A 13,327-nucleotide genomic window follows, 5' to 3' on the forward strand; every position below is an offset into this window, starting at 1 on the left:
ACTATTAAATCCCCTAATAAATCAAATGAGCCGCTAGCATGATTCGGCTAACGGCATCGTTTATTACTTAAAGTCCTGACCAGTAATTTCTGCTAATTTACCATTGTCTTTAATTTTTTGTAGACCTTCATTTAATAGTTTTAATAACTCCGTATTGCCTTTTTTCACCATAAAGCCATAGTATTCTTTTTCAAATGCATCATCTTCAATTACTTTAAGTTTTGCATTTGGATTTGCCTTGATATATTCGTAAATAACTGCATTGTCGCCAATTGTTGCATCTACGTTACCGTTTAACATTTCTTGAATAGCAACTGGTTGGTTTTCAAATGCCATGATGTTTGTACTTGCATCGCCTTGTAATTTTTTTGCTGCCATATGACCCGTTGCATTAATTTGTACTGAAATCTTTTTATCTTTTAAATCAGCTAATGACTTAATATCAGAATCTTCTTTTACAACGATTAATAATTGAGATTCATAATATGGTTCTGTAAAATCAAATGATGCTTTACGTTCTTCATTGATCGTAATACCAGATGCACCGATATGTGTTTCACCATTTTTAATTGTTTGGAATACTGGCTCCCAGCCAATGTTTTCCCATTCTACTTTAAAGCCCATTTCATCAGCAATCGCTTGCAAAATATCGACATCTAATCCTACAATATTGCCTTTATCGTCAATTGACTCGAACGGTGCAAATGTAGCCTCTGTTCCTACCTTATACACCTTGTCCTTCGCGCCACCATCAGCCGGTGCATCACCAGTAGATGTGTCTTCTTTAGCACCGCAGCCCGCTAGCACAAGCGTAAATGCCGCCACGATCATCAATAACGTCCAAAAACGTTTTTTCATAGTTTTTCCCCCTAAACATTTAATCATTTTCCGACCACTTCATTTTTCTCAATTCGGAAATGTTAGACTATTAGGTCAATTATAGTGTCAATAGAGTTGATATACAATACGATTTCGTATAAAAGTGATTATTTTTTCATAAAAATGAATTTTACTAAGCATAATGAAGAAAAATTATGTAATAAAAACAAGATACTTGTCACAAAATGTATACTTATGCAATTTTAAGATCGTTTTTATACAGATTTTAGATATTTTTGGGCACAAAAAAAGAATCCCCTCAGATAGGATTCTTCTTTTGGGCTAGCGTGCTAGCCTCACGTTCGGTATGTTCACTAAAAAAAATTTTTGGAGTTGTTGCTTTTTGAAGGTTTAGAAAGGAATAAATCTGGGAATAATGCCTACGGGACAATATTCCCCCCTATTCCTCTCTTTCTCCCCTAAGCAGGCTGCTAAACTACTTATAGGAGAACGAGCTATAAAAGTATATCAAATAATCAGTAAAATGGCGCCCTCGGAGGGAATCGAACCCCCAGTGCAAGAACCGGAATCTTACGTGTTATCCATTACACCACGAGGGCAATTGAACATAAAAAAAAAGTACTCACTCTAAGGCTTTACGGTAAAGCATCATGTAGATAATCCTCATTTCAGAAGCATACCTGCAAAATAGTGTACTGTACTTTAACTTACGACCTTTCCATTATACAAACGTCTTGCCCATTTTTCAACTATAAATTTTTATTTTTGTTATATATTTTATTTCTTAATATCAGCGTTAATATTTGACCTTCCCTGACTATAATGTGTATGATAAGGTTACAACTGAAATATAATGGATGATTTCAGTAAAAGTATTCGAATTTAGTTTTTTAAGGAGGATTTAACATGAATTTAATTCCTACAGTTATTGAACAAACAAGTCGTGGTGAACGTGCTTATGACATTTATTCACGACTACTAAAAGACCGTATTATCCTATTAGGTAGTGCGATTGATGACAACGTTGCAAACTCAATCGTTGCACAGCTTCTATTCTTAGAAGCAGAAGATCCAGATAAAGATATTTCTCTTTACATTAACTCACCAGGTGGTTCGATTACAGCTGGTATGGCCATCTACGATACAATGCAATTCATCAAGCCAAAAGTACAAACAATTTGTATTGGTATGGCTGCATCTATGGGTGCTTTCCTACTTGCTGCTGGTGAACCTGGTAAACGTTATGCATTACCAAATGCAGAAGTAATGATTCACCAACCACTTGGTGGTGCACAAGGTCAAGCGACTGAAATTGAAATTGCGGCAAAACGCATTTTATTCCTTCGTGAAAAATTAAATGGTATTTTATCTGAACGTACAGGTCAGCCATTAGAAGTCATCTCAAGAGATACAGACCGTGATAACTTCATGACAGCTGAACGTGCGAAAGAATACGGCTTAATCGACCATATTTTTGTACGTAACGAACGCTAATTAGAAAAACCGCTAAGCTCAAATGGCTTAGCGGTTTTTTTAATGGGTGCTAAGCTCTCACGTAAGACATAAAACATCCGCTCACTAGCGAGAGTCGCAACTTTCATATGTGTCCGCCCAACGGCAATATCAAAAACCTCTAAGCTCTTGTGACTTAGAGGTTTTTGATTAGTCTTCCTTTTCAATAAGCGCAGCTAAGGATGAAACCGCTTGCTCTGCATCGCTACCTTCACTGCTTAAAACAACCTTCGTGCCTTTTGCAATGGCTAAGCTCATTACACCCATAATGGATTTGGCATTTACTTTTTTATCGTCTTTCTCAAGAAAAATATCAGCGCTGAAACGATTTGCTTCCTGTACAAACAACGCTGCTTGTCTAGCTTGAAGTCCTAATTTTAATTTTACCTGGACTGTTTTTTCAGTCATTCGCAATACTCCCCTTCACTACCGTTCATCTATTAGTATTATATTACCTCACTTAACAGCAGAAGAACAATAAGCGATTGTGCTTGCTTTCATATCGAATACGCATGAAAACTTAACCGCCTATCTTTTCACCTCTTCTTAATGCATCTGCTATTTCGTCTATTTTACGCAATCGATGATTGACTCCTGATTTACTAACCGTTCCACTTGATACCATTTCACCAAGTTCTTTTAACGTCACATCTTGATATTCCACACGTAGGCGTGCAATTTCGCGCAATTTTTCAGGCAACTGATCCAAGCCAATGGAATTTTCGATAAATCGAATATTTTCTACCTGACGCAGTGCAGCACCTATTGTTTTATTCAAGTTTGCTGTCTCACAGTTCACAATACGATTCACACTATTGCGCATATCGCGTAATATACGAACATCTTCAAATTTCATCATGGCTTGATGGGCTCCGACAATATTTAAAAAGTCGGAAATCTTTTCCGCTTCCTTTAAGTATGTCACAAAGCCCTTCTTGCGTTCAATGGTTTTTGCATTCAATTCAAATTCGTTCATTAAATCCATTAATGCCTCACCATGCTCTTTATACAAAGAATAAATTTCTAAATGATAGGCAGACGTTTCTGGATTATTTACCGAGCCACCTGCTAAAAACGCTCCACGTAAGTAGGCTCTTTTATGACCACTCTTTTTAATCAGCTCTTTAGAAATCGTATGATTAAATTGAAAATCATCTGAAATAATAGCTAAATTAATGAGCAATTCCCGTGCACCTTCACGTACACGACATATATACACATTATTTTTTTTCAATCGCATTTTCTTACGTACAAGTAGCTCCACATTATATGGATACAACTTCTTCATTATCGTATAAAGCCTTCGTGCGATTGCAGCATTTTCGGTTTGCACGTCTAAGCTAAGTTGTTTGTTAGCAAAAGATAACGAACCATTCATACGAATTAACGCGGATACTTCCGCTTTCATACAGTAGTCGTCCGCTTCTACCTGTGTAAGCTCTTTTTTTGTTTCTGAAGCAAATGACATAGCACGCCCCCCTTTCGACCTTTATTTCTATGTATATGTTCATCTTACCATATACAACAAGCATTCTTTAGGACTCTATTGTAGGCTTCCTTACTTTTTGGGTAAGATTTTTGCATAATCCACAAGCCATTTTGCAACATTTGCCGCATTATGGCGAACTGTCCCATCAGGTCGAATGGTTGCAATATCTCGTTTAATAACTTCTAATCCCATACTTTCAAGCTTTCCTACATCAAATGTTACAGGCTCTGCACATTCTTCTTTATATAGTTCTTTTACAGGATGTGGCAGTTGCTCATCATTGACTAAAATAGAATCGATAAAAGAATTACCAACATGCTTGTGTATCGCTTGCACATGGTCACCTGCTGTATAGGAAATTGTCTCACCTTTTTGAGTCATTAAATTACATACATAAATTTTGCGACCCCTTGCTTTTACAACAGCCTCCCCAATTGCTTTCACAAGCAAATTCGGAATAATACTCGTATATAAGCTTCCAGGTCCTATTAAAATATAGTCTGCCCGATTAATTGCCCGTATTGCTTCTGGTAGCGGTTGCACATTTTCAGGCACTAAAAAAACGCGGTTAATGCGTTTTGATGCTGTCGGGATTTTAGACTCACCTTCAATTATTACGCCATCTTCTAACTCGGCATGTAAAGTAATCTTTTTATTAGCAGCTGGAATCACTCGCCCATGTACTTTTAGCACTTTTCCCATCTCACTAATAGCATGGCTAAAATCCCCAGTTATATCTGTTAAAGCCGTTAACATTAAATTACCTAAAGAATGACCGTTCAAATCATCTGATACAGAAAAACGATATTGAAACATTTGCTCAACAAGTGGCTCCACGTCTGATAATGCAGCGATGACATTGCGGACATCCCCTGGTGGGGGAATATCATAGTCATCACGTAGACGTCCTGAGGAACCACCATCATCCGCAACTGTTACGATTGCAGTGATATCAAACGGGTGATGCTTTAAACCACGCAGTAACGTGGAAAGGCCAGTACCACCACCTATTACAACTAGCCTTGTATGCTTTTTCCCCATTCACTCAATCCTTTCTTCGATTGATGTCACGGTGCGATATCACAGCATTTTCATTTTTGGCTAAGCAAGCACCAAAATATTCTGCCAACGTCACCGAACGATGCTGTCCTCCTGTACAACCAAAAGCAATGACAAGTTGTGATTTCCCCTCTTGTTTATAAAGCGGTACCATAAATTCAAACAAATCCGTTAGTTTTTGAATTAGGATTTGTGTATCCTCTAACGCTAATACATAAGAAGAAACTTCTGTTTGCAAACCTGTTTTATGGCGCAATTCCTCCACATAATATGGATTTTTTAAAAAGCGCACATCAAATACTAAATCTGCATCTATTGGCATACCATGTTTAAATCCAAAGGACATAATATTAATTGAAAAAGTATGATCTGCATCGCTTGCAAATTCATTGACAATTTTCTCGCGTAACTCTTTTGGTTTCATGTTGGAGGTATTATAAACAAATTTAGCGCGGCCCTTCACTTCAGATAGAAGTATACGTTCTTGTTTAATACCATCTAAAGGTAAACCGGTTACAGCTAATGGGTGTGCACGTCTTGTTTCCTTATAGCGTCTTACAAGCGTCTGATCATCAGCATCTAAAAATAAAATCCGCGCAACAATATCGCCTTCTTTTAATATATGGTCAAGCGCACCAATGAGCGAATCGAAAAAGTCACCGCCACGCATATCCATGACCGCGGCAATACGTGTAATATTTTTACCTGAATCTCTAAGTAAAGTTAAAAAAGTTGTGAGTAACGCTGGTGGTAAATTATCAATACAGTAATACCCTAAATCCTCAAAGCTTTGAATAGCTACCGTTTTTCCAGCTCCAGACATTCCTGTAATAATGACCAATTCATGTTGTTGACTTTCAACCACCACTGTCATGCAGCTCCTTTATTGTTCTATTGATATTTGTATTTTTTCATGAAGTAATTCAAAATCCTTCGTGTATTCGAATGTACCGTACTGAATGCCTGATTGTGATACAGCAAATTGTAAATTTGTTCGGTCACCTTCAGCCATTGGCAAATGTTTCAAATCCTCAATTGGGTGCCATGCAAGCTTACCTTCTCTTGTTTCTTCGAATGGTACACCTTCTATATCCTTCGCTACAAAAGTATACAACATCCATTCATCTACCTTAACGTTATCTTCTTTAATAACCATCGTATAGACACCTTTTAAATGCGCTTTCAATGGGATTACATTTGTTTCTTCCTGAAACTCACGTAAAGCAGCCTCATAAATAGACTCACCGCTCTCCATTTTCCCGCCTGGTGCTACATACCAGCCACGTCTCGGCTTTTGAAGTAATAATACTTGGCCGTCTTTTACGGCGATTAAGTTTGCAATTCTTTGCATAGGCACACCTCTAATCTCTTTTGCATTCTATTTTTTATTATAGCAAGACCTATCAGAGTTTGTCCTCATTTCACAACTATGGAATCTTGCGCAAAAAAATGATTAAATCAACTTATCCCAAAGGTTTCAAATGCATGCAGAAAAGGTCAACGCATCTTTCAATAACCATTATTTTACACTATTCCCTCTACATATAGTATACAGTTTTCTACTGTAAGACATGACATATCCAAAATAATTAGCATTAGGCTTACTATTACGTAAAATAAGCTACTTGCAACGCTTTAAAAATTCAGAATTGTTTGAGTGACTGGCACTAAAAATAGGTTGCTCCCACCTAATTTAGGCGGAAACAACCTACTAAAAAAATAAAAGGGGGATTGCTAATTACAGTCTTTATATTACACCTTTTATATGTCATTCAAGTTACAGCAATATTAAAACCGTATTAAAAATTTGTATTTTTTTCCGGTAATAACGGCCAATTGCAATGCACTTCTAAGATTTTTGAGACCATCACTCGGTATAACGCTTATTATGCGTTAATTTTTTCTAGTAATTCTTCAACATAATGTTGTGCTGCTTGCGCCGCAATACTGCCATCGCCAGTCGCAGTAACGATTTGACGAAGCGTTTTTTCACGCACATCCCCAGCAGCAAAAATACCTGGTACATTTGTTTCCATATTGTCGTTAGTCACAATATAACCAGCTTCATTTAAAATGCCTAGTGATTCAAAAGGTTTTGTTAATGGCAACATCCCAATGTAAATAAATACGCCATCAGCCGCAAATTCAGATTCTGTGCCATCGACAGTTGATTGCAATGTAACGCTGCCTACTTTACCATCAGCTTCGTTAATTTCTTTCACTGTTGCATTCCAAATGAAATCAATTTTGTCGTTTGCAAATGCACGATCTTGTAGAATTTTTTGTGCACGTAATTTATCACGACGGTGAACAATTGTTACTTTATCAGCAAAACGCGTTAAATACACACCTTCTTCAACAGCAGAATCTCCGCCACCTACGACAACGAGATTTTTTTGTTTAAAGAATGCACCATCACATACAGCACAATAGCTGACACCACGTCCACCAAGCTCTTTTTCACCAGGTACACCCATTTTTTTATACTCTGCACCAGTAGAAAGTATAATTGAGCGTGTTTTATATTCCTTAGCACCTGATTTTATCGTTTTATATTCTTCACCATCAATGATTTCTGAGACATCACCGTAAGCATATTCAGCACCAAATTTTTTCGCATGCTCGAACATTTTAGTAGATAGCTCAGGCCCTAAAATAGTATCAAATCCTGGATAGTTTTCTACTTCTTCCGTATTCGCCATTTGTCCACCAGGGATACCACGTTCAATCATTAATGTTGAAAGATTTGCACGTGATGTATAAACAGCCGCAGTCATTCCGGCAGGACCTGCACCAATAATTACAACATCATAAATTTTTTCTTCTGACATACTTACTTCCTCCTAAACTCGTAATACTTTTTTATAATAACGTTCAGTATGTTCATCGTATGTGAAAGCATGAAGTTATTCAACTAAGTTGCTCACAACTTCAATTTAACTCGTTGGTAAGTACATTAATATTTCATCTATATATTTCGATAATGTTGCTACAGATATGCCATATTGCTCTGCGATTTCTTTTTTCGTCACCTTCAACATGCGAGATGAGCGGAATAAAAAGTCATTTGCACCTGCAATAGCAGCCGGATTTGTAAAGCGATAATTTTGACTAAGTGCTTGTTCACAAAGCACGAACCACATTTGGAACATTGGTGCGACGATTGTCGTCAACTTTCCATAGTGCTCCAACAAAATCTCGGGTACACGTACGGCTCTTAAAAAACTTGCCTCTACTTTGTTTTTCTCATCAAACTGATGGCCGAGTGCATAAGCTAAAAAAAGCTTTTCAAAAGCACCAAATTGCTCTACATCTATCCATTTAGGATGCGCAATGATTTCCTGCTTATGCGCTGTTCCTCGTAATAAAAATAAGCCAAATAAACGATCACTTATATACTCACTTTCAAGCTTCGCTACAATGAAGTCACGATCATGCTCTAATGCGTCAAGCTCATATGTATTTTCCTGCTGACGCCAAGGTTCAAAACCTTCTTTATCTGGATCTAACTCAAGCAACTGCTCCCAAGCATTTTTAGCAATATCATCGTAACCAGAAAAGTAGGCCGCATGAGATAACCAAAAGTAAAACCCTGGATCTCCTAAATAACCACGCTTCTGCATGCTTCGTAGCCATTTAAATGCAGTTTCATATTGACCAATCAGTGCAAGCGTTGCGCCCAATTTGTAACGATGATCCCAAGCATAAGGTTGAATTTTCACCAATACTTCTAAAAGAGCATTTAATTCCTCATCATTTTTCTCATAGTAGGCAATAACCGTTAGATTACACAATGCATGGAGATTCCCTTTATTCTCACGCAAAACCGTGTTCAAAATCGCTTTAGCCTGTTCCGCTTCACCTACATAAAAATAAGCTAAAGCTAAATTATTGTATGCTGACCAAAATTCCGGTCTATCTTCTACTAATTGTTCTAAAATATTGATTGCTTCTGGAAAGTCACCCTTTTCCATGCAACGACGTGCTTGCTCCTGCCGATATAAATCCTCGCCACTGCCTTCCAGCTCTTCATATTCATTGTGCTCAAAAGCAACAAAGTCTAATATTTCTGCCGCTTCATCCGCATATGCACCCTCAGGTTCCATTTCTAAGTATTGCTCTGCAAAGCGTTTGGCATCTTGAATAATGCCGACACATCCTGATACCTCAGCCATATAAAAAATAATTTCTGGCTCATTTGGGTCTAATTGATAGGCACGACGAAGCAGATCATAGGCTTCCTCAAAACCTTGACCTTCTAACTCTACAATCGCTAATTGCAATAAAATCATAGGATCATCTGGACTTAAATCTACAGCACGTTGTAAGTATTTATAGGCTTTATCCATTTGACCACTATTCATCGCTTGAATTGATTTTTTATAATAATAGTCGCCTGTTGGAATGAACGATACGACATTCGTTTGCTTCTCTTTTTGACGTTTCTTTTCCAAAATATTTCCTCCGAAACAAGAAATAAGGAACGTATTATACGTTCCTTTTTACAGTAACTTATATTATACCATACAATATGCGATATGCTGTTATTTCTCCTCGTGACGTTTTTCCAACACATGTAATACGTCAAAAACATTTACTTTTTGTTCTTGCAGTAAAACTAGTAAGTGGTAAATTAAATCAGCCGCTTCCCATTTTACTTCTTCTGCATCACGATTTTTTGCACCGATAACTACCTCTGTTGCTTCTTCCCCAACTTTTTTACAAATTTTATCGATGCCTTTATCGAATAAATATGTAGTATATGCACCCTCAGGCATATCTTGCTCACGCTTTTCAATGACTTTGACTAGCTCAGGGATAATACTAACCGAACCAACTTTTGCTTTTTCTTGCAGTACTGTCGTAAAGCAAGATGTTGTGCCATTGTGGCATGCGGGACCAGCAGGAAGTACTTCTACAACTAATGCATCGCCATCACAGTCGGCTTTAATGGACACTACTTTTTGTACGTTACCACTCGTCGCTCCTTTATGCCAAAGCGCTTCACGAGAACGTGAGTAAAACCAAGTTTCGCCTGATTCTAATGTTTTTTCTAATGATTCTTTATTCATATAAGCTACAGTTAATACTTCTTTTGTATTGGCATCTTGCACAACTGCTGTAACAAGACCTTTATCGTCAAATTTAATGTTCTCTATCATCTTACTGCCACTCCTTTTTCACGTAAGTATTGTTTTACTTGCGCTACACTCGTTTCTTTGTAATGGAAAATGGATGCTGCAAGTGCTGCATCTGCATCTACATCGTCCGCTAATACTTCGTAAAAATGTTCGGCATTCCCTGCACCACCACTTGCAATGACTGGGACTGTCACGGCCTGTCGTACAGCCTTCGTTAAAGCTAAATCAAAGCCAGATTTTTCACCGTCTTGATTCATACTTGTTAATAAAATCTCGCCAGCACCTAAGCGGACAGCTTCTTTTGCCCACTCTATTACTTGCCAAGATGTTTTGTTGCGACCACCGTGTGTATAGACCATCCACGTGCCGTCTTCTTCACTATAGCGCGCATCAATTGCAACAACAATACATTGTGCTCCGAAATAGTCAGAACCTTCTTTAATCAGCGCTGGGCGTTCTAAGGCAGAAGTATTAACAGATACTTTGTCAGCACCTGCGCGTAAAATACGCTTCATATCCTCTAACGAGCGAATACCGCCACCAACAGTAAATGGAATGGCTAGTGTCGCCGCAGTTTGGCGCACTACATCGACCATTGTGTCACGGCCTTCATGCGATGCTGAGATATCTAGGAAAACAAGCTCATCTGCACCTTGTTCATCATAAAACTTTGCAAGCTCTACCGGATCTCCTGCATCACGTAATGATACGAACTGTACACCTTTAACAACTCGTCCTTCCTTCACATCAAGACATGGAATAATACGTTTCGTTAGCACGCCGCCACCCCTTTTAACCATTGTTCTAATAAGTACACGCCTAACTCACCTGATTTTTCAGGATGGAATTGCATACCTGTGATCGAGCCTTTGGCAACAATCCCTGGGACTTCAATGCCATGGTAGTCAGCATAGGCCACTAGTTCTGTCGGTTCAATATTCGTCGCATAAAAAGAATGGACAAAATAAACGTGCTCGGCAGGTGTCTCGCCTTTGAGCCATGCTGGTCGATTCATCACAATTAATTCATTCCACCCCATATGAGGTACGCGATAGGATTGCTCCCCTTGAATGCCGCTAAAACGTTGAATGCTGCCTTTGAAGAAACCTAGTCCCTTCGTTGGTGTCACCTCTACGCTTTCCTCAAATAATAACTGCATGCCTAAACAAATACCGAGCAATGGTCGATTTTCTGCTTGTACTTTTTGTAAATAGCAATCTAATTTTGTTTCAGCTAAACGTTTCATAGCATCGGGAAAAGCACCCACACCTGGCAGTAACAAGGCATCAGCTTCATCTAGTTTCTGTTCTTGTGCTGTTACAATGACTTCACAGCCAAGTCGTTTTAGTGCTTGTTCAACACTAAATAAATTACCCATCCCATAGTCAATCACACCTATTTTCACGTTAACAGCCCCTTTGTGGAAGGTACACCCTTAACGCGAGGATCAATTTCAACTGCCGCATCAATGGCACGAGCTAATGCTTTAAAAATAGCTTCGATAATGTGGTGTGTATTATGACCGTACGGTACGATAACGTGGACATTCATTCTTGCTTCAAGCGCAAATTTCCATAAAAACTCATGCACTAACTCCGTATCAAAAGTTCCTACTTTCTCTTTTAGTTCAGGCACACGATACTCTAAATGTGGACGATTTGAACAATCGACAACAACTTGTGCCAGTGCATCATCCATTGGTACAAAGGCATTACCATAACGTTTAATACCTTTCTTATCGCCGAGCGCTTGACGAATGGCTTGTCCTAATACAATGCCAAGGTCTTCCGTTGTATGGTGGTCGTCAATATGCGTATCACCATTCGCTTGAATTGTGCCATTAAATAGACCATGTTTAATAAATAAATCCAGCATGTGATCCATAAAGCCAACACCTGTTTGGATATCCGCCTTGCCCTCTCCATCTAACTCAATGGCAACTGAAATTTGTGTTTCATTTGTTTTGCGTTCTACCTTTGCGTAGCGTTTCTGTTCTGTCATCGTATTACTCCTTTTCCCATCCACGAGATTCTACAGCACGAGCATGGCCCTCTAAGCCTTCCATCCGAGCTAAGCGTGCAATTTTCGGGGCGTTCGTTGCCCAAGTTTTTTCAGTATAATAAACGATACTCGATTTTTTTACGAAGTCATCCACATTTAAGCCACTTGCAAAACGCGCTGTGCTGTTTGTTGGTAGCACATGGTTTGTGCCAGCAAAATAATCTCCAACAGGCTCGGAGCTATATCGACCGATGAAAATACCACCTGCATGGCGCACTTGCTCTGCCACCGCTTCGGCATTTTTGGTCACGATTTCTAAATGCTCAGGGGCTAATGAATTAATTGCCTCCACTGCATCTGACATCGTTTCAGCAATATAAATTGCGCCAAAATTTTCGATTGAGGCACGCGCTACTTCTTCACGTGGTAAAGTCGCTAATTGTTTTTCTACTTCCAGCGCCACATTGTGAGCAAGTTGCTCAGACGTTGTCACTAAAATAGCACAGGCCATCTTATCGTGTTCTGCCTGTGATAATAGGTCTGCAGCTACCTCATCTGCAAAAGCTGTATCATCTGCGATTACGGCAATTTCACTTGGTCCAGCAATCATATCAATCGCGACCTCACCAAATACTTCGCGTTTAGCAAGTGCAACGTAAATATTACCTGGACCAGTTATTTTATCGACGGCTTGAATTGTTTCCGTTCCATAGGCAAGTGCTGCAATTGCCTGTGCCCCACCAATTTTATATACTTCTTCCACACCTAATATATGAGCGGCGGCAAGTACACCAGCAGGTAATTTCCCGTCACGCCCCGCAGGTGATGTGATAACAATTCGCTCAACACCCGCTACTTGAGCAGGAATAACGTTCATCAACACGGAAGAAGGATAGGCCGCTGTTCCTCCAGGAACGTAAAGACCTACTGCATCGAGTGCGGTAATCCGTTGCCCAAGCCAAGAGCCATCTGCTAATTCCAAACGATAGCCAGAACGTTTTTGTTGCTCATGATAAACGCGAATATTGTGGGCAGCTTCTGTTAAATCTGCAAATAATTGCGCGTCGATTGCCTCTACTCCCTCTTTAATCTCTGCCTTTATAACACGTAAATTGTCTGGAGCAAAGCCATCCCATTTTTCTGTATATGTACGTATTGCGCTGTCACCTTGTGCTCGCACATCTGCCAATACTTGTCGTACAATTTTTAATTGTTCTTCGTTGCCACCTTCAAGTGGTCGTTTCAAGGAAATACCTTTTGCTAACTTTGTGATTTTCATGGAAAA

The 13,327-nt window shown here is 39.0% G+C and carries 14 protein-coding genes and 1 tRNA gene; 1 reads left to right on the forward strand and 14 read right to left on the reverse strand.

Annotated elements, in window-relative coordinates; genetic code table 11:
• Positions 1-63 precede the first annotated feature (63 nt).
• Both FC748_RS18310 and FC748_RS18315 read right to left on the reverse strand, forming a co-directional pair.
• The gene (locus tag FC748_RS18310; RefSeq protein WP_024363902.1) at positions 64-858 is read right to left on the reverse strand and encodes a basic amino acid ABC transporter substrate-binding protein; all 795 of its coding nucleotides are present in this window, start codon (positions 856-858) and stop codon (positions 64-66) included.
• Between the two features lie 506 nt (positions 859-1,364).
• Positions 1,365-1,439 (reverse strand) — tRNA-Arg (locus FC748_RS18315).
• A 307-nt stretch (positions 1,440-1,746) separates the two neighbouring features.
• Here FC748_RS18315 and clpP point away from each other — a divergent pair.
• Complete coding sequence (gene clpP, locus FC748_RS18320) at positions 1,747-2,334, forward strand: ATP-dependent Clp endopeptidase proteolytic subunit ClpP (protein ID WP_024363901.1); 588 nt, start codon at positions 1,747-1,749, stop codon at positions 2,332-2,334.
• Positions 2,335-2,502: 168 nt separating this feature from the next.
• Here clpP and FC748_RS18325 read toward each other — a convergent pair whose 3' ends face one another.
• From FC748_RS18325 to hisD, 12 genes are all read right to left on the reverse strand, one after another.
• A complete protein-coding gene (locus FC748_RS18325; protein WP_024363900.1) occupies positions 2,503-2,760 on the reverse strand; it encodes an HPr family phosphocarrier protein in 258 nt (85 codons plus the stop codon).
• A 112-nt stretch (positions 2,761-2,872) separates the two neighbouring features.
• Positions 2,873-3,820: a DNA-binding protein WhiA gene (gene whiA / locus FC748_RS18330; protein WP_024363899.1), complete on the reverse strand. Its 948-nt coding sequence runs from the start codon at positions 3,818-3,820 to the stop codon at positions 2,873-2,875.
• 90 nt (positions 3,821-3,910) lie between these two features.
• On the reverse strand, positions 3,911-4,882 hold the full coding sequence (locus FC748_RS18335) for a gluconeogenesis morphogenetic factor MgfK (RefSeq protein ID WP_024363898.1): 972 nt from the start codon (positions 4,880-4,882) through the stop codon (positions 3,911-3,913).
• Positions 4,883-4,886: 4 nt separating this feature from the next.
• On the reverse strand, positions 4,887-5,774 hold the full coding sequence (gene rapZ, locus FC748_RS18340; protein WP_029747357.1) for an RNase adapter RapZ: 888 nt from the start codon (positions 5,772-5,774) through the stop codon (positions 4,887-4,889).
• A 9-nt stretch (positions 5,775-5,783) separates the two neighbouring features.
• On the reverse strand, positions 5,784-6,251 hold the full coding sequence (locus FC748_RS18345; protein WP_024363896.1) for an NUDIX hydrolase: 468 nt from the start codon (positions 6,249-6,251) through the stop codon (positions 5,784-5,786).
• A gap of 535 nt (positions 6,252-6,786) precedes the next feature.
• Complete coding sequence (trxB, locus tag FC748_RS18350; RefSeq protein WP_024363895.1) at positions 6,787-7,731, reverse strand: thioredoxin-disulfide reductase; 945 nt, start codon at positions 7,729-7,731, stop codon at positions 6,787-6,789.
• A 105-nt stretch (positions 7,732-7,836) separates the two neighbouring features.
• Positions 7,837-9,354: a tetratricopeptide repeat protein gene (locus FC748_RS18355; protein WP_024363894.1), complete on the reverse strand. Its 1,518-nt coding sequence runs from the start codon at positions 9,352-9,354 to the stop codon at positions 7,837-7,839.
• Between the two features lie 90 nt (positions 9,355-9,444).
• A complete protein-coding gene (hisIE, locus tag FC748_RS18360) occupies positions 9,445-10,062 on the reverse strand; it encodes a bifunctional phosphoribosyl-AMP cyclohydrolase/phosphoribosyl-ATP diphosphatase HisIE (protein WP_024363893.1) in 618 nt (205 codons plus the stop codon).
• Complete coding sequence (gene hisF / locus FC748_RS18365; protein ID WP_024363892.1) at positions 10,059-10,820, reverse strand: imidazole glycerol phosphate synthase subunit HisF; 762 nt, start codon at positions 10,818-10,820, stop codon at positions 10,059-10,061. Before hisF ends, hisIE begins: the two co-directional genes overlap by 4 nt.
• Positions 10,814-11,446: an imidazole glycerol phosphate synthase subunit HisH gene (hisH, locus tag FC748_RS18370; RefSeq protein WP_108031046.1), complete on the reverse strand. Its 633-nt coding sequence runs from the start codon at positions 11,444-11,446 to the stop codon at positions 10,814-10,816. Before hisH ends, hisF begins: the two co-directional genes overlap by 7 nt.
• Positions 11,443-12,042 carry an imidazoleglycerol-phosphate dehydratase HisB gene (hisB, locus tag FC748_RS18375; RefSeq protein WP_024363890.1) on the reverse strand — a complete coding sequence of 200 codons (600 nt, stop codon included), beginning with the start codon at positions 12,040-12,042 and terminating at the stop codon, positions 11,443-11,445. The genes hisH and hisB overlap by 4 nt, the downstream gene beginning before the upstream one ends.
• Positions 12,043-12,046: 4 nt before the next feature.
• A complete protein-coding gene (gene hisD, locus FC748_RS18380) occupies positions 12,047-13,321 on the reverse strand; it encodes a histidinol dehydrogenase (protein ID WP_108031047.1) in 1,275 nt (424 codons plus the stop codon).
• Positions 13,322-13,327: the final 6 nt, after the last annotated feature.

The sequence above is a fragment of the Lysinibacillus sphaericus genome (genome assembly GCF_005217585.1).
Taxonomy (GTDB): domain Bacteria; phylum Bacillota; class Bacilli; order Bacillales_A; family Planococcaceae; genus Lysinibacillus; species Lysinibacillus sphaericus.